We start from the raw sequence: 16808 nt of genomic DNA, 5'->3' as shown, positions 1-16808 counted from the left end.
CGAACTGCTCGGCGATGATCGTCACCGTGCGCGGGAGCAGCACGGCGAACTCCCCGCGATCGGACCGCACCAACTCCGTCCCGCTCGGCGCCAGATCCCGCACCCGCGAGGCCAGCGCGTTGATCGTCCGGTCATCGCCCACCGGCAGCGCGGGTTCCGCCGGATCGATCGCCTCCGGATGCCCCACCGGCTCCACCCGCACCAGGATCAGCGTGAACCCCGGCTCGTCCACCCGCAGGTCCGGCGTGTCCGCCGATGCCTCAGGAGCACCCGCCCTGCCACCCCCCGGTGAGGCGGCCGACGTCCGCTCGACACCCTGCCCACGCGCGTCCACTGGGACTCCCTCGCCAGATCGGTCCCCCAGCGGCTCCGGGGAAGACGGCTCCACCACCGCACGCCGACGCCCCGTCACAGCCGCCCCGCGCCCCTCACCATCGGCCCCAGCCACCCGATACCGGTCAGCCCCGACCGCTCCAGCCGCCTGGGCGAGCTGATCCGCCTCACCCACCGACCGCGACTGATCAGGCTCAGCCGCCCGGTGGGACCGCCCGATCTCCACTGACCGGTGGACCCCACCGGACTCAGCCCGCCGACGGCCCCCGGACTCAGCCGAGCGAGAAACCTGGCCAGACCCAACCTGGTCCCCCACCTCAGACGACCGGCGGAACTGCCCAGACTCAGTCCACCCACCCGGCTGCCCGGACTCCGACTGGTCACCGGTCTGTCCGGACTCGGACGACCGGGAAGCCTGGTCAGACTCAGGCTGACGGTGGGACCCGGACTCAGCTGAGCGGGAAAACTGGCCGAATTCAAATTGGCGACCAGATCCCCCAACGTCAGACGAGCGGCGGAACTGGCCGGACTCAGATCGCTCGCCGGGCTGTCCGGCTTCAGACGAGCGGGCGAGCCGGTCGGAACCAGACCGGTCACCGGGACGCCCGGGGTCAGGCGGGTGGGGGAATTGGCCGGAGTCGGACTGGCGACGGGAGATGGCAGGCGCCGACGACTGGTGCGCGCTGTCGGGCTCGGACCGGTGGTGGGGCTGGGCGGGGTCGGGGAGGTCGCGGGAGCCGTCTGCGGACGCGAGGCGGCGGGACTGGGCTGGGAGTGGGACCGCGGGGGCCGGCGGGCGGACCACGGCGCGGAGCAGGGCGACGGCGCGGTCGGGGTCGCGGTTGGGGGTGAATTCGGCGGTGATCAGCCTGCGGGCGCGGGCTGCGGCGCGGTGGTGGCGGTGTTCGGCGGCGCGGGCGGAGCGCAGGGCGTGCAGGGCCTCGGTGGGGCGGGCCGCGGTCTCCTCGCCGTGGGCGAGGAAGGTCAGGGCGTCGGCGAGGACGGTGTCGTGACCATGGCGCTGGGCGGTGTCGATGGTGTCGAGCAGGAGGGTCCGGCCGAGATCGGTCCGACCGGCGGGTAAGTGCACCCGGGTGGCGATCGCCAGCCGCAGCCTGCCCACCGATGACGCCGCCGTGGCCCGCACCGGCTCGCCCAGCAACGCGGCGCAAGTGGCCACGGCCTCGTCCATCGCACCTTCGTCGAGCAGCGCGCAGGCCAGCTCGTAGGTGAGCCGGGCCCGCACCCCGGACACGTCCGCCCCGCCCTCTGGATCGGCGGGACGGTGCCGGTCCCCCCGCGCCCCGCCACCGTGTCCGGACGTGCCCGCATCGCCGTGAGGGGGCCGGGGAAGGATCGCCAAGCCCTCGCGCGCCGCGTCCGCCGCGCTCTCGGTGTCGCCGTGGCGACGGTGATAGGCGGCGGTGAGCGCGCACACCATGGCCCGCTCGACCCGCCGCTGCGCCACGGACAGCCCCTCATCGGCGGCGAGCAGGCGATCAGCCTCCGCGAGCGTGTCCTCCAGGTCATCACGCCCCGCGAGGTGCGACAGGCAAGCCGCCAACTCGGCCAGCGCACGAGCCCGCACCACCGGCGGCAACCCCGCCCCCTGCCCCGCGACGACCAACCCCACCCCAGCCGGTCCCCCGTCAGCCGCGTCCTCACCCGACAGGCCCGCGCCGAACGGGCCACCACCTGGCATACCCGCCCCAGCTGGACCACCGCCAGGCAAACCCGCGCCGGCCGGACCGGCGCCAAACAGACCTGAGCCGGCCGGACCGGCGCCAAACAAACCCGCGTCGCCACCCGACAGGCCCGCACCGAGCGGGCCACCACTTGGTGGACCTGTCCCAGTCGGGCCGGTGCCAAACGGACCCGCGTCCCCACCGGACAGGCCCAAACCGTGCGGGCCGCCACTGGGCATACCCACGCGGGTCGGATCATCGCCAGGCAAACCCGCGACGACCGAGCTGGCACCAGACAGACCCGCGCCCCTGCCAGACAGACCCATATCTAGCGGGCCACCACTTTGCGTACCTGCGCCAGCCGGACCGGGGCCAGGCAGGCCGGCGCCTGGCGCGCCTTCGCCAGGCGAGCCTGTGGCGGTCGGGTCGCCGCCGGGTGGGGCCGCGGCTGGTTGTCCCTCACCCAGCGGGACGGTGCTTGGGTCCCGCCCGGCGGCGGCTGGGCCTGCCACGGCCAGGCCGGTCACCGCTGGGCGCAGGATTTCTGTTCCCGCCAAGGGGTCGCCGAGGGCGCGGGAGCAGGCGGCCAGCATGGTGCGGAGGGTGACGGCGTCCTCGACCCGGCCTGCGGCCACGGCCGAGCGCAGGGCGGCGATGCCGGGTTCGACGGCCTCGGCGACCCGGCCCAGGCCGGCCAGGCCGAGGGCCACCAGCTGTCTCGCCTGGGTGGCCGTGGCGGCCTCGGCCCCGCGGGCGATGGCGCGCGCGGCGAACTGGACCGCCAGTTCGGGCGCGCTCCACCGCAGGCGGGCGGCGGCGGCCACGAGTGCAGCGCACTCGGCCGCGCCGTCCGCCGCGGGTGTGTCCGTCCACGCCACCACGTCGCCTACCCGGTTAGCCGCGGGTGAGCTTGCGGTAGGTCACCCGGTGTGGGCGGGCGGCCTCGGCGCCCATCCGCTCGATCTTGTTCTTCTCGTACCCTTCGAAGTTGCCCTCGAACCAGAACCACTTGGCAGGGTCCTCCTCGTTGCCCTCCCACGCCAGGATGTGGGTGGCGACGCGGTCGAGGAACCACCGGTCGTGGGAGATGACCACGGCGCAGCCGGGGAACTGCTCGAGGGCGTTCTCCAGCGAGCCGAGGGTCTCCACGTCCAGGTCGTTGGTGGGCTCGTCGAGCAGGATCAGGTTGCCGCCGAGCTTGAGGGTCATCGCCAGGTTGAGCCGGTTGCGCTCGCCGCCGGAGAGCACCCCGGCGGGCTTCTGCTGGTCAGGCCCCTTGAACCCGAACGCGCTGACGTAGGCGCGCGAGGGCATCTCGACGTTGCCGACCTCGATGTAGTCCAGGCCGCCGGAGACGATCTCGAAGACGGTCTTCTTCGGGTCGATGCCCGAGCGGTTCTGGTCGACGTAGGACAGCTTGACCGTCTCGCCGATCTTGACCAGGCCCGCGTCCGACTCCTCCAGCCCCACGATGGTCTTGAACAGCGTGGTCTTGCCGACGCCGTTGGGCCCGATGACGCCGATGATGCCGTTGCGCGGCAGGTTGAACGACAGCCCGTCGATCAGCACCCGGTCGCCGAAGCCCTTGCGCAGCTTCTCGACCTCCACGACCACGTTGCCCAGGCGCGGGCCCGGCGGGATCTGGATTTCCTCGAAGTCGAGCTTGCGGGTGCGCTCGGCCTCGGCGGCCATCTCCTCGTAGCGGTCCAGGCGGGAGCGGGACTTGGTCTGGCGGGCCTTGGCGTTGGAGCGGACCCAGTCCAGCTCGTCCTTGAGCCGCTTGGCCAGCTTGGCGTCCTTCTTGCCCTGGACCTCCAGCCGCTCGCGCTTCTTCTCCAGGTAGGTGGAGTAGTTGCCCTCGTACGGGTAGAGGCGGCCGCGGTCGATCTCCAGAATCCAGTCGGCCAGGTTGTCCAGGAAGTACCGGTCGTGGGTGACGGCCAGGACGGCGCCCGCGTACTGGGCCAGGTGCTGCTCCAGCCACAGCACGCTCTCGGCGTCCAGGTGGTTGGTGGGCTCGTCGAGGAGCAGCAGGTCGGGCTTGGAGAGCAGCAGCTTGCACAGCGCGACCCGGCGGCGCTCACCGCCGGAGAGCAGCGTGACGTCGGCGTCCGGGGGCGGGCAGCGCAGGGCGTCCATGGCCTGCTCCAGCTGGGAGTCCAGGTCCCACGCGTCGGCGTGGTCGAGCTCCTCCTGGAGCCTGCCCATCTCCTCCATCAGCTCGTCGCTGTAGTCGGTGGCCATCAGCTCGGCGATCTCGTTGAACCGGTCGAGCTTCTGCTTGACCTCGCCCACGGCCTCCTCGACGTTGCCCAGGACGGTCTTGTCCTCGGTCAGCGGCGGCTCCTGCTGCAGGATGCCGACGCTGTAGCCCGGGGACAGGAACGCCTCGCCGTTGCCGGGTTGGTCGAGCCCCGCCATGATCTTGAGCACGCTGGACTTGCCCGCGCCGTTGGGACCGACGACGCCGATCTTCGCGCCGGGCAGGAAGGACAGGCTGACGTCATCAAGGATGACCTTGTCCCCGTGCGCCTTGCGCACCTTTTTCATGGTGTAGATGAACTCGGCCATGCCCGCGATCGTAGAGCGGTGCGGCCGACGGGTTGAGCGCGGCAGGGTCCTGTGGCCTGCCCGCCCTCCCGCGCGGACCTGTCTGGGGAGGTCAGTGGTCGCGCAGGGCCTTGCCCGACGGACCCGGGCGCCAGGCGTCACGACCACTCGATCAGGCGACACTGGCCAGCTCCGGCCGCTCGGTGGGCGTCTCGTTGTCGACGGGGGCGCGTCTGCTCAGGTCGACGCCGAGGCTGTGGGCGTCGAGCTGGAGGTCGAACCGGCTCTGCTGGTCGGAGTCGTGCTCGTAGAGGCGCAGACGGCCGTGCACGACGACCGGGTCGCCGCGCTTGAGCGTGGCGAGCACGTTGTCCCCGAGCTTGCGCCAGCAGTGGACCGAGACGAACATCCGGTTGGCGTCGACCCAGTCCGCCTTGTCGGGGTCGAACCGGCGTTCCACGGCCGCCAGCCGGAACCGGGCCCAGGTCGTGCCGTCGCCGCGGCGCCGCTGCGTGAGCTCGCCCGCCACCCAGCCGACCATGGTCACCATCGTCTCGTACACGCGCGTCTCCCTCGTGGTCCGCGGGCCTCGGCAGACCCGTCATGACCAGGTTCGACGTCGCGGCCGGTGCGCGGCCACCCCCAGTTCCGATCCTGTGGACAACTTCCGGGGCTGTGGACAACCGCGGACTCGGGAAACGGATTCTGTGCTATTGCTGGCGTTCCCCCAGCTTTTTCAGCATCGCGTTGTAGGCGTCGAGGTCGTCGGCGTCGCCGGAGTCGACCCTGCGGTCCGAGCGGCGGGCCTCGCGGTCGTCGGCGCGGGCCCACTGCACGAGCAGCGCGATCAGCACCACGAGCAGGGGGATCTCGCCGGACGCCCAGGCGATGCCGCCGCCGAGGCGCTGGTCGGCGAGCAGATCGCTGTTCCACGGCAGGGCCAGCCCGCGGTAGAAGGCCTCGCCGATCACGGTCTGCATGCCCATGAGGACGACGCCGAAGAAGGCGTGGAACGGCAGCGACGCGAACACCAGGCCGAGCCTGCCCAGGTGCGGCAGGCGGCGCGGCGCCGGGTCGATGCCGATGACCGGCCAGTAGAAGATGTAGCCCACGAGCAGGAAGTGCGCGTTCATCAGCAGGTGCGCCCAGTGCAGCGGCAGCGCCGAGTCGAACAGGCCCGACAGGTACAGCCCGTAGAACGAGCCGACGAACAGCACCAGGGCGACGACGGGATTGGTCAGCGCGCGGGCGATCGGCGAGTGCACGAAGGCCAGCAGCCACTCGCGCGGGCCGGGCGGGGCATCCGACCCGGCGGGGGGGATCGCGCGCAGCGCCAGGGTCATCGGCGCGCCGAGGACCAGCAGCACCGGCGCCAGCATCGACAGCATCATGTGGGTCTGCATGTGGATGCTGAACATGCCCGGGGAGTACTTGCCGAACCCCGACGACGTCGCGAAGAGGATCACGAAGCACCCGGCGAGCCAGGCGGCGGTGCGGCCCACCGGCCACCGCACGCCACGGCCGCGCAGTTTGCGCACGCCGAGCAGGTAGAGCCCGGCCAAGGCGAGCGCGAGCGTGCCGAAGACGAGGTCGAAACGCCAGTCGAGCAGCAGGTTGGCCACCGTCGGGGGCTCGGTGAGCGGGAAGCCCAGGGCCAGTTCGACGCGGTCGGGCACCGTGATCGCCGATTCCGGCGGCGGCGTCCTGGCCAGCCCCGCGGCCAACCCGAAGGTGACCAGCATCAGCACGACCTCGCCCGCGGCCAACCGCATCAGCGGACCGCCCGCGCCCCGCTCGACCACGGCCTTGACGCCGCGCTCGCGCTGGAAGTACCCGAACACGCCGAGGACGAGCAGCGCCGCGGCCTTGGCCACGGTGAGCAGCCCGTAGGTACTCGTGAACAGGTCGGCCAGCGGCAGCCTGATCAGCGCGTTGATCACACCGGAGGCCGCCATGACGATCCAGCACACCAGGGCGATCGTGGAGAACCGGGTGGTCGCCAGGGCGAGGTTCGCGCCCGCGCGCCTGCCGTGCGCCAGCAGCGCGATCAGCCCGCCGACCCACAGCGCCGCGGCGATGAGGTGGAACAGCAGGCTGTTGGTGGCCATGTCGTGGGAGCCGCCGCTGGAGGAGTGCCCGGTCACCGCGACCGGCGTCATCCCCAGCAGCGCCACGGCGAACAGCGCGACCGTCCAGCCCCAGGTCAGCACGAACCGGGTGCCGACGAACACCACGAGCGCGATGGCCGCGGTCAACAGCCACGCCTGCGCTTGGGACAAGGCGCCGACCAGAGAGAACAGCGTGTCGGCGGGCAGGACGTCGACCACCGGCCTGCCGACGGCGTCAGCGGCGAGGAAGGGCGCGGACAGCAGGGCGCCGAGGAACCACAGCAGCGCGCCGCCGCCCGCCCAGCGCAGGGCCCCGTATCCGCCGACGTCGAGCACGCCGGACTTCTGCGGGGGCACCAGGAACGCGGCGAACAGCAGGGAGCCGATGGTGACGACGCCGCCAACTTCGGCGAGGACCCGGACGACGGTCAGGCCGTGGCGGGTGAAGGCGTCGGGAGTGGGCAGCCCGAGCACGGCGTAGAGGCCGTCTCCGGAAAGCGAGACCAGGAGCGCGGCCAGCACGGCGGCGAGCCCGACGCCGACGGCCAGGAGTGAGACGACGCCGCGGGCGCGTTGAGGCTTGTCCACATCGCGAGCGTAGTGCGAGAACGCGGGCACGCCGAGACCGTGTTACGGAACGCGCACCGGGGCTTCGTCACGCCTGCCCGCGGCCCGGGCGGCCAGGGCCATCGGCGCGATGACGCAGGCGATCACGCCCGCCACGCCGAGGGCGACGGCCAGGTTCGACACGTGCGCGATGCCCCCGACCAGCGGCGGACCGGCGAGGAAGCCGCTGTAGGCGATGGCGGTCACGAACGCCAGCTCGCGCTCGCCGCCGGTGCCGTCCGCGCGCCGCCCCGACGCGGCGGCCAGGTCGAGCGCGATGGGGAACATGAAGGCCAGCCCGGAGCCCGCCAGGGCGAACCCCACGAAAGTCAGCACGGCCGAAGGAGTCGCCGCGGTCAGCACGAGGCCGCCGCCGCCGACCAGCGCGCCCAAGACGAGCAGGCGGTGAGGCCCGAACCGGCGTTGCGCCCACTCGCCGGACAGGCGGGTGAGGGCCATGGCGACGGAGAAGACGCCGTACACGATCGCCGCTGAAGCCTCTCCCATGCCGCGGTACTGAGCGGCGAACAGAGCGGACCAGTCGGCACTGGCGCCCTCAGCGACAGCCGAGAAGAGCGCCACGCCCGCGAGCAGCCAGAGGACCGGCCTGCGGGACGGCGCGGGACCGGCCACGACGGGCGCGTCCGGCGCGGCCCGGACTTCGTTGGGGACGTGGCGTACGAAGAACAGAAGAACGACGGCGACCACGCAGCTCACTATCAACAGGTGCGCGAACGGGCGTACCTGTTGGTAGGCGGCCAGCGCGGCGCCTGCGGCCCCGAACATGCCGCCGAAGCTGAAGGACGCGTGGAAGATCGGCATGAGCGGCCTGCCGCTGGAGCGGATCACGGTCACCGCCGCGATGTTCATCGCCACGTCGAAGGCGCCCACCCAGGCGCCGAGCAGGACCAGCGCCAGGCCCAGGACCAGCGGTGACGGCGCGAGGCCGAGCAGCGGCAGCGCGAGGGCCGAGGCGGCCGTCGACACCCCGAGCACGACGCGCGCGCCCACCCGCGCGGTCAGCCGCCCGGTGACGGTGGCGGCGGCGATCATGCCGATGCTGCCGCCGAGCAGGGCCAGCCCGAGCGCCCCTTCGGCGGCGCCGATCTGGCTCGCCAGCGCGGGCACCCGGGAGGCCCAGGACCCGAAGACCACGCCGTTGAGCGCGAAGAAGCTGAGGACAGCGACGAAACCCACCCGGTGAGAATATCTGAAGCGCTTCAGAATCGGGAGTGATTTAGGCGACCTATACGCTGCGGAGGTGCGCGGGGAACGGGTGCGTAAGCCGACCCTGGACACAGTGGCCCGCGAGGTGGGCGTGTCCAGGGCGACGGTGTCGAACGCCTACAACCGCCCCGACCAGCTGTCGGCCTCCCTGCGGGAGCGGATCATCCTGGCCGCCGCGGAGCTGGGGTACGCCGGTCCCGACCCGGTGGCCCGCAGCCTGGCCACCCGCAGCGGCGGCGCCGTCGCGGTGATGCTCGGCTCCCGCCTGTCCTCCGCGTTCTCCGACCCGGCCCTGACCATCGTCATGGACAGCCTCTCCGACACCCTCGACGCCGACCGCCCGATGCTGCTCATGCCCGGCGTCGACGGGGGTCCGCGGCGGGAGAGCGTCGCCCGCGCGCACGCCGACATCGCGGTCGCGTACTCCCTGTCCGACGACGCGCCCGCCCTGGTCGAGATCCGCAAGCGCGGCCTGCCCCTGGTGGTGATCGACCAGCCCGTCCTGGCGGGCTCCGCCCGCGTCGACGTGGCCGACCGCGCCGGAGCGGCCCTGGCCGCGACCCACCTGCGGTCCCTGGGCCACCGCTGCGTCGGCATCCTCGCCTTCGCCCTGCACCACGACGGCCACAACGGCCCGGCTGACGCGGAGCGGCAGGCGTCCTCGGTCTACCGCGTGACGCGGGAGCGGCTGGCGGGCTACCTGTCGGTCCTGGGCGAGGCACCCGTGTGGGAGACCCCGGGCTCTCTCCGTGACCACGGGCGCACCGGCGCCCACTGGCTCCTCCAGCGCCGCCCCACCGCCCTGTTGTGCATGTCCGACGAACTGGCCCTCGGCGCCCTCCGCGCCGCCCACGACCTCGGCCTGCGCGTCCCGGAGGACCTGTCCCTGGTCGGCTTCGACGACACCCCGGCCGCGGCCTGGGCCGACCCCCCGCTGACCACCGTCAGACAGGACCTGACCGCCAAGGGCCGCATAGCCGCCGACCTGGCCATCAACCTCCTCGACGGCGCAAGACCGGGCCCCGCGCACACCCTCCCGACCACCCTCGTGGAGCGCGCGTCGACCGCGCCAAGGTGACAGTTTGGTCACTCACCCGGCTCACCCACGAAACAGACGAGCCACTTGGGGCGATCAAACCCTTCGAGACCACTACCCTGCTTCGGCGGGGCCGTCGTCCCACGCCCCTGTAGCTCAGCGGATAGAGCAGGAGCCTTCTAAGCTCTTGGCCGCAGGTTCGAGTCCTGCCGGGGGCACTCACTGATCAAGCGTTTCCGCAGGTCAGCCCCATTCCTCCTGGGGTGCGGCCTGCCTTGGCCGCTACTACGGCGTGCTCGCACTGCGTGAGCAAGAACCAGGGTGTGTGGCGCATCCGGTTCGCCGGCTGAGCAGGGGTCACCTCCGGAAGAACTGTTCCAGGGTGGCCGCGAATACCGCCGGGTCCGCGACGTGGGACTGGCCTTCGACGACGAGTCGTCGCGCGTTCGGGAGGGCTGAGGTGATGGCGTCGGCGGCGTCGTCGAAGAAGCCGGGGCGCAGGCCGCCCATGTGCTCGTCGGGAAGGCCGCCGGTCGCCACCAGCGTCGGCTGCGTGATGCGCGCCAGTCGGTCGACCGGGGGGAGCCCGTCGCCGAGGCAGGCGGCGTCGTGGGCGAGGGTGGGGGCCAGCGCCGTGAGGCCGGGCCAGAACGGCGACTCGCGCGCGGCGGTCACGTCCTGTTCCGACGAGCCTGCCAGCCGCATGAACAGCTCGACCGCGGTCGAGCGCTGGCCGGCGGCCAGCAGTGCCGTGAGCTCGTCAACGTAGGTCGACCAGTGCTTCGCCATGGCGTCGTCGCTCATGTACGGGACCTCGTACACCGCGATCCGGTCGGCGGCGAGACCCGCGGCGGCGGCCTCAAGGGCGAGCGCCCCGCCCGACGACGCGCCGAACACGTGCGCCCGGCCGCCTGCCTCGTCAACCAGCGCCGCGAGGTCCTCAATCTCGCGTGCCAAGGCGTAGCCACTGTCACCGCCACCGCTGCCGCCCCGACCCCGGCGCGCGTAGTTGTACACGGTGAAGTGGCGCGCCAGTTCGGGGACGAGGGCGGCGTTCTCCGAGCCGTCGTCGAGCCCGCCGCCCACCAGGACGACCGCAGGCCCGCCGCCTCGACGTTCGCACGCGATCGACGTGCCATCTCTCGACGTCACGAAATCCATGGCGCTGCTCCCATTCCAGGCCTGCGAGCTGACCGAGCGCGGCCGAGCTGCCGCCGAGCACTTGCTGCGCTGCCTCTCGCTGTCACGCTGACCTCCGCGCCGGAAACCACTGCGCCGCAACGGGAAGTGGTACGCCGGGTGGGTGTGGGTTGTCCGGGTGATGGTAACTGGAGCGCTCTACCGGCGGCAGCGCGGCCGCAACGGCCGTATCAGGGGTTGCTGCTCAGGTCAGCCCGCCAGTGACCAGTCGGCGTCCCCGTCCTTGACGCTGCCGTCGCTGTAGTTGCCCACGGCCGGGTCCGGCCAGGCGCCGTTGGGGAAGACGCTGTTGTCGCGGGCCTCGCCGTGCAGGGCGACGAGCTGCTGGGCCTGGGCGCCGAGGGCGGCCGTGAGGGCGCTGACAGCGGCGATGATCAGGCCGGTGTTCACCCCCGCCTCCTCGACCGCGAGGAGGACGCCTGCCCACGAGAAGGCGACCGAGCCCAGCGCCGCGACCACCCCGACCATCGCGACCACGAACTTGACCAGGATGACACCGATGGCTATGTAGAAGGCCAAGCCCGCGGCGGCGCAGATGCCCAGCGCGACGGAGGTCTTGTCCGCGACGGTGCCGATGCGGGCGGCGGCGTTGCCCTGCGGGGAAACCTGCTTGCGGTAGGCGTCGGCGGCCGAGCCGCTCCAGCGATGGGTGCCGGTGAGCGCCTCGGGCTTCAGGGAGCCCGCGACGTCCGTGGCCAGCCCGCGCACGTCCTGCCAGTCGAAGGCGTACTTGAAGAACAGGACCGGCGCGGCGACACCCTTCATCACCTCGACGATCTTGTCCCAGATGCTCTTCACGAGCGCCACGGCCTTCTCCGCCAGCCACAGCACCGTCTCGGCGACGACATCGGGCACGAACCACTTGCCGACCGCGGCCTGCGCCGTGGGCATGACCTGCCCGATCTTGCCGGACAGGTCGTTCATCCCAGAATTGATCTTGTCCACGGCGGCCTGGAACTGCGCCTCACTGAACGTCATTGCGATCCCCTCGGGTCAGTACACGCCGCGAAGGCTGTGCTCGTTGGCCTGTTCTTCCTGGTCATACGTGTTGGCCACCTGCACGAGGGTGGTCCCCATCTCGGTCATCCTGGCCGCGCCCTCACCCGCGCGGCCGACGATGGTGTTGAGCGCTTCCTCGTAGGCCGAGAACACCACTTGGAACAGCCCGGCTTCCACACGGGACAGCCGCAGGCCCTCTGCCTTCCGCGCGATCGAGGTCATCACGTCGGACTGCGCCGTCCACACCCCCGCCTCCGACCGCAGCGCGTCGGTGGCGACCTGGATGCTCTGCTTGCTGGGAATGGTCATGTCCGGCTCCTTCAGGTCCGCAAACGGTCGGGATCGCCCATGACGGCCATGATCTCGGCGAACAGCGAGTCCAGCGGCGAGTTCCCCGCCGGGCCCGGGTTCGCGGCGGGCATCGCCTCGCGGGCCGCGCGCAGCGCGTCGCCGAGGTGGTTGGTGAGCTGGGTCGCGCTCTGCTGCGCCACCCACTCGGGGTCGGCGTCGCAGGAGACCAGCCCCGTCTTCGACATCAGGACGACGAGCTTGCCCGAGGCCACCGACCCGGTGCCCGTCGCCGGAACGGGCGCGGGCATCCCGACGACACCGTCGAGCGCGTTCATCACCTCCTCGGCGAGGACACCCAGCGGCCGAGGCGGCTGCTCCCGGCGGAAAGCGGGCGGCACCACGCCCACGACCGGGGTGACCGGGTCATCGCCGCGCAGCTGGTCCACCTTCTTCTGCCAACCCCGCTGCCGCAGCGTCCGCGTCCAGACCGCCAGCCGCTCCCCGGCCGCGGCCTGCGCCGCCTCCACCACGGCGGCGCCGAACTTCGAGGGTTCCAGCGCGCGATGCCACCCGGCCTCGACCCGGAACGACTCGGGGAGCCCGTCGGCGCCCACCGTCGCCCTGACCTTGCCGGAGCGGTCGGCGCCCTCGGCCCGGCTCGGCGCCTCGCTCTGGGCGTCCGCCAGCATGGTCCGCAGACCGCTCGCGTAGTGCCGCAACCTGGCCAACTCGGCCATGACGTCGCCGGTCATCCCGTTCCCTTCCTCCGTTGTTCTCCCCGCCCCGATCCGCTGCGCGGGATCTGGGCCGCCACGGCACCCATCGCCACCGCCGCGAACACCAGCAGCAACCCGACACCCGCCGAGCCGGACCCGGCCAGCCGGGTCATCCCGACGACGGCGACCCCACCGGCCGCCACGGCGACCAGCACCGCGACCGCCCACCGCACACCCACGGCGAACCGCGTCATCACCACCACAGCGGCGACCAGCAGACAGACCAGCCCGCCGACGAGCACACCCACCACCGCCGGGGACCCGAAGTCCGCCCGGACAGCAGGGCTCAGCACGCTCAGCAGCAGCACCGCGCCCAACAGCACGCAGGCCACCAGCCCCCAGACCAGGGCAGTCGTCCGCGCACCCCTCATCGCAGGCGTCCGCACTGTCCACAGGAGACGATCCTCATCGCACCACCCTCATCGGCAACGCCGCCTTTGACGGAGCCCCCGCCCCCTGGGTTCCGCACGCCGGGAACGGAGCCCACACCAGATCAGCGGTCGCCGATCAGCGTTGTGTCGCAGCGATGCGCGTCAGTGGAGGTCGCCCGCGCGGTCGGCCGCCCAGCGGTGGAACGGGCGGGGTCGAGGTCAGGGAGCGGGCTCACCGCAACGGGAAACCCGGGTACGGTCCGCGGCCGTCGAAAGCGTCAGCCTGAGGTTGGCCCAGGTCGGCAGGCAGGCCGCGGGCGGTCCGATGCGGTCAGGTGACGCGGCGGATGACCGTGATCGGGCCCACGGCGTCCACGGGGTCGACCTTGATCGGCACGCCGAGTGAGGCGGCGTGGACGACGTACCGGTTGTCGATGGCCATGGCCACGTGGTGGACCGGGCTGTAGTAGAAGACCAGGTCGCCTGCTCGCATCTGGGCGCGGTCGACGGGCTCGCCGACGGAGGACTGGTCGATCGACACGCGGGGCAGTTGCACGCCCGCGGTGGCGAACGCGGTCTGCACCAGGCCGGAGCAGTCGTAGGCGTCGGGGCCCTCGGCGCCCCAGACGTAGGGCTTGCCGACCTGGGCCAGGGCGAACTCGACCGCGGGGTGGCGAGTGGCGCCCGGCGGCGCGGGGATGGACGGGGGGGCCTCGCTCAGGAGGGCGAGTTGCTCGGGCGGGAGCGCCTCCAGGACCGCCTCGACCTCACGCATGCGCTTGGGCAGGTCGACGGTCAGCTGGCGGTGCTCGGCGCGCAGTGGGTCCAGGTCCGTGCGGAGCCGGGTGGCGCGGGCGAGGAGCCGGTCCAGCTGGTCGGCCTCGGAGAGGGCCAGTGGGCCGTCGAGCTCAGCCAGGGCCGTGTCGATCGCGGCGAGTTCACCGTTCACCTCGGCGATGCGCTGTTCGAGGCCGAGCACGCGCTCGCCTGCCCGCTCGGCCTCCACGCTCAGGTCGCGGTAGTGGGCGAGCAGCCCGGCCACCGTCGTGGGGCGATCGTGGTCGGCGACGGCCTGCGCGGGCACCAGAAACAGCGTCAGCACCAGCACGCAGACAGAGCGGAACACGCCGGACCTGGGCACGCTGCCCAGTCTGCCCGCCGTGCCGAGTCCTCGCGCCCGCCGATGGCGCGGCCTTTCGGGCACCAGCGTCGGGTGCTCCGCCGTCACCGCGGCCGAACGCCCGCGCCGAGATCCGCCCATGCCTGCAGAGTAGCGGCTGAGCGCCCGGCGACAGGCGGTTCCGGCGGATATCGCTCCTACCGATCCCGCCACCCGCAGCCGGTTCCTCCTCCAGGACGCCGAGCGCGACACCCCGGCGATCCTCGACGGCGTGGTCATCGGCGCTGAGGCACTGGTGGCTCCGCGAGTACCGCGGTTCGCTGAGCGGAGGTGACTGCCACGTAGGCGGGCGCTCTCGATGTGCTCAGCGGCGGCGGGCTGGACGCGAGGATGGACTTGGCGTTGCGCCCAGCTGGGCGGAGCGGGGTGCCGCCGGTCGGACCCCGTGGTTCTCCGGGGCGTCCGGTGACTCGCTCTGGGATCGAGCTTGTCGGCTGGGATAGGTTCTCGCCGTGGACGGCGCCGTTGACCCCCTGGACAGTAAGGTCGGGGACGCAGCGGTCGTTCGGGGCTTCTTCGAGACGATGCCGGTCATGCTGGTGGGGATGGTGGGGCCCGAGCACCGGTTCGCGGCGGTGAACGGGGCGTGTCGGGCGTTCCTCGGTCGGCGGGACCTGGTGGGGATGCGGGTGCGGGAGGCGCTTCCCGAGGCCCAGGGGCAGCAGGCCTTCGAACTGCTCGACCGGGTCTACGCCTCGGGGCGGGCGGAGACCGCGCTGGAGTGGCGGGTGCAGCTCGACGTCGCGGGAAAGCGGGCGGAGCTGTACGTCGACTTCTCCGTCGTGCCGCGCTTCGACAGCGACGGGCGGGTCACGGGTCTGCACGCGTACGCGACCGACGCCACCGAGCGGGTCCGGCAGCGGCGGGAGGCCACCGAGGCCGAGCGGCGCTACCGGGCGGCACGGGACGTCATCAGCGAGCTGCAGGAGGCGCTGCTGCCCACCGCGCTGCCGGTGCTGCCCCAGGCCCGCGTCGCGGCGCGGTACCTCGTGGCCGCCCACGAGCAGGCCGCGGGCGGGGACTGGTTCGACGCCATCGCGCTGGCCGACGGGCGGGTCGCGCTCGTCATCGGGGATGTCGTGGGGCACGGGGTCGCGGCCTCGGCGGCGATGGGGCAGCTGCGGTCGGTGCTCAGCGAGCTGCTGGTCGCCGAGCCCGAGCTGGGCGCCGTGCTGGGCCGGGTGGACGCCTTCGCGGGCAGGCACGCGGCGACGCGGGCGGCGACGCTGGTGCTCGCGGTGCTCGACCCGGCCACCGGGGCCCTGAGCTACAGCACCTGCGGGCACCCGCCCCCGCTGGTGGTCGGCGCGGACGGGGCCACCCGGTTCCTGGCCCCGTCGGGGTCGGGGCCACTGGGCACCGGGGCCGTCCACCGGCTCGCCGCCGACGCGCTGGCGCCCGACGAGGTCGTCCTGCTCTACAGCGACGGGCTGGTCGAGCGGCCGAACCGGACGTTCCAGGAGAGCACAGCCGAGCTGGCCCAGGTCGCCGCCGACGCCGCGGCGAACCGGGTGATGCCCGAGGGCGCCGCGCCCACGGCGGCCGAGCGGGTGTGCCAGCTGACGGTGGAGCTGCTGACCCGCACCGGCTACACCGACGACGTCACCACGTTGGCCGCGCAGCGCCTGGCGCACGCGGTCGAGCCGCTCGATCTGACCATCAGCGGCGACCTCGCGGGCCTGGCCACGGCCCGCCGCGCGTTCGGGGAGTGGCTGGACCGGCTCGGACCGGCCCCGGGAGACGTGCAGGACGTGCAGCTGGCCGTGGTCGAGGCGGTGACCAACAGCGTCGAGCACGCCTACCCGGCCGGGGTGACCGGCCCGGTCCGGCTCGCCGCCGAACTGCGCCCCGACGGACGCCTGGACTGCCGGGTCCGCGACCGCGGCCAGTGGCGCGAGCCGACCACCGGGACCACCCACCGCGGCCGCGGGCTGATGCTCATGCGGATGCTCACCGAGGTCACGCTGGTGCGCCACGACGACGGCACCGAGGTGACCATCCGCCACCACCCGCACCGGCCCGCCGTGCTGGCCTCCTACCACCACATGGCCGTCGAGCCCGACCGGGCGCCGTTCAGCGTGGACATCGACACCGGCGGCGCGTTGCCCGTCGTCCGGGTGCACGGCCCGATCGACGCGACCTCCGCGGACGAGTTCACCACCGCGCTGCTGTCGGCGGCCCGCGGCGGCGCGCGGGAGGTGACCGTCGACCTCACCGGGGTCAGCCTGCTCGCCAGCGCGGGCGTGCGCGTCCTGCACGAGCTGCGCGGCGCCAACCTCGACCTCGTCGCCGACCCCGGGAGCCCCGCGCACACCGTGCTCGACCTCGTACACCTGCCGCACCGCGAACGGCTGAAACCGCCACGCCCGCAGTACGGGCGGTGACCGTCGCCCTCACCCAGGTCAGCCTGCTCACCAGCACAGACGCGGGCGTCCTGCGCGAGCTG

14 protein-coding genes and 1 tRNA gene are annotated in these 16808 nt (G+C 72.7%); 5 read left to right on the top strand and 10 right to left on the bottom strand.

The annotated features are described in order from the left end of the window. The first annotated feature begins 1009 nt into the window (after nt 1–1009). Both ACTG9Q_RS19940 and ACTG9Q_RS19935 read left to right on the top strand, forming a co-directional pair. Complete coding sequence (locus tag ACTG9Q_RS19940) at nt 1010–1417, top strand: hypothetical protein (protein ID WP_455574327.1); 408 nt, start codon at nt 1010–1012, stop codon at nt 1415–1417. A gap of 1053 nt (nt 1418–2470) precedes the next feature. Next, a complete protein-coding gene (locus tag ACTG9Q_RS19935) occupies nt 2471–2926 on the top strand; it encodes a hypothetical protein (protein WP_455574326.1) in 456 nt (151 codons plus the stop codon). On the opposite strand, the gene ettA is transcribed toward ACTG9Q_RS19935, so the two are convergent. The 4 genes from ettA to ACTG9Q_RS19915 form a co-directional block, all read right to left on the bottom strand. Continuing rightward, on the bottom strand, nt 2913–4589 hold the full coding sequence (gene ettA, locus ACTG9Q_RS19930) for an energy-dependent translational throttle protein EttA (RefSeq protein ID WP_455574325.1): 1677 nt from the start codon (nt 4587–4589) through the stop codon (nt 2913–2915). The two genes, ACTG9Q_RS19935 and ettA, sit on opposite strands and share 14 nt — an antisense overlap. Before the next feature lie 151 nt (nt 4590–4740). Beyond that, the gene (locus ACTG9Q_RS19925; protein WP_455574324.1) at nt 4741–5130 is read right to left on the bottom strand and encodes a single-stranded DNA-binding protein; all 390 of its coding nucleotides are present in this window, start codon (nt 5128–5130) and stop codon (nt 4741–4743) included. Nucleotides 5131–5278: 148 nt separating this feature from the next. Then, nucleotides 5279–7264, bottom strand: coding sequence for a cytochrome c oxidase assembly protein (locus ACTG9Q_RS19920; RefSeq protein WP_455574323.1), 1986 nt, complete (start codon nt 7262–7264; stop codon nt 5279–5281). Nucleotides 7265–7306: 42 nt separating this feature from the next. Continuing rightward, entirely contained in the window at nt 7307–8479 is a 1173-nt protein-coding gene (locus tag ACTG9Q_RS19915; protein WP_455574322.1) for an MFS transporter, read from the bottom strand. Nucleotides 8480–8558: 79 nt separating this feature from the next. Between ACTG9Q_RS19915 and ACTG9Q_RS19910 the strand changes: the two genes are divergently transcribed. Both ACTG9Q_RS19910 and ACTG9Q_RS19905 read left to right on the top strand, forming a co-directional pair. Next, nucleotides 8559–9587: a LacI family DNA-binding transcriptional regulator gene (locus ACTG9Q_RS19910; protein WP_455574321.1), complete on the top strand. Its 1029-nt coding sequence runs from the start codon at nt 8559–8561 to the stop codon at nt 9585–9587. Nucleotides 9588–9690: 103 nt separating this feature from the next. Continuing rightward, a tRNA-Arg gene (locus ACTG9Q_RS19905) sits at nt 9691–9763 on the top strand. A gap of 139 nt (nt 9764–9902) precedes the next feature. Here ACTG9Q_RS19905 and ACTG9Q_RS19900 read toward each other — a convergent pair. The 6 genes from ACTG9Q_RS19900 to ACTG9Q_RS19875 form a co-directional block, all read right to left on the bottom strand. Next, nucleotides 9903–10706 carry an alpha/beta fold hydrolase gene (locus tag ACTG9Q_RS19900; protein ID WP_455574320.1) on the bottom strand — a complete coding sequence of 268 codons (804 nt, stop codon included), beginning with the start codon at nt 10704–10706 and terminating at the stop codon, nt 9903–9905. A 228-nt stretch (nt 10707–10934) separates the two neighbouring features. After that, nucleotides 10935–11723 (bottom strand): hypothetical protein, encoded by a 789-nt coding sequence (locus ACTG9Q_RS19895; protein WP_455574319.1) that lies wholly within the window; start codon nt 11721–11723, stop codon nt 10935–10937. A 15-nt stretch (nt 11724–11738) separates the two neighbouring features. After that, nucleotides 11739–12053: a hypothetical protein gene (locus ACTG9Q_RS19890; RefSeq protein WP_455574318.1), complete on the bottom strand. Its 315-nt coding sequence runs from the start codon at nt 12051–12053 to the stop codon at nt 11739–11741. 11 nt (nt 12054–12064) lie between these two features. Then, nucleotides 12065–12787 carry a hypothetical protein gene (locus ACTG9Q_RS19885; protein WP_455574317.1) on the bottom strand — a complete coding sequence of 241 codons (723 nt, stop codon included), beginning with the start codon at nt 12785–12787 and terminating at the stop codon, nt 12065–12067. Next, the gene (locus ACTG9Q_RS19880; protein ID WP_455574316.1) at nt 12784–13182 is read right to left on the bottom strand and encodes a hypothetical protein; all 399 of its coding nucleotides are present in this window, start codon (nt 13180–13182) and stop codon (nt 12784–12786) included. The genes ACTG9Q_RS19885 and ACTG9Q_RS19880 overlap by 4 nt, the downstream gene beginning before the upstream one ends. Before the next feature lie 331 nt (nt 13183–13513). Further along, the gene (locus ACTG9Q_RS19875) at nt 13514–14443 is read right to left on the bottom strand and encodes a C40 family peptidase (RefSeq protein WP_455574315.1); all 930 of its coding nucleotides are present in this window, start codon (nt 14441–14443) and stop codon (nt 13514–13516) included. Nucleotides 14444–14814: 371 nt separating this feature from the next. On the opposite strand from ACTG9Q_RS19875, the gene ACTG9Q_RS19870 reads away from it, so the two are divergent. Beyond that, nucleotides 14815–16746 carry a SpoIIE family protein phosphatase gene (locus ACTG9Q_RS19870; RefSeq protein ID WP_455574314.1) on the top strand — a complete coding sequence of 644 codons (1932 nt, stop codon included), beginning with the start codon at nt 14815–14817 and terminating at the stop codon, nt 16744–16746. Nucleotides 16747–16808: the final 62 nt, after the last annotated feature.

It is taken from the genome of Actinokineospora lacus, assembly GCF_053813445.1.
This window is presented reverse-complemented; position numbering and strand designations above follow the sequence as displayed.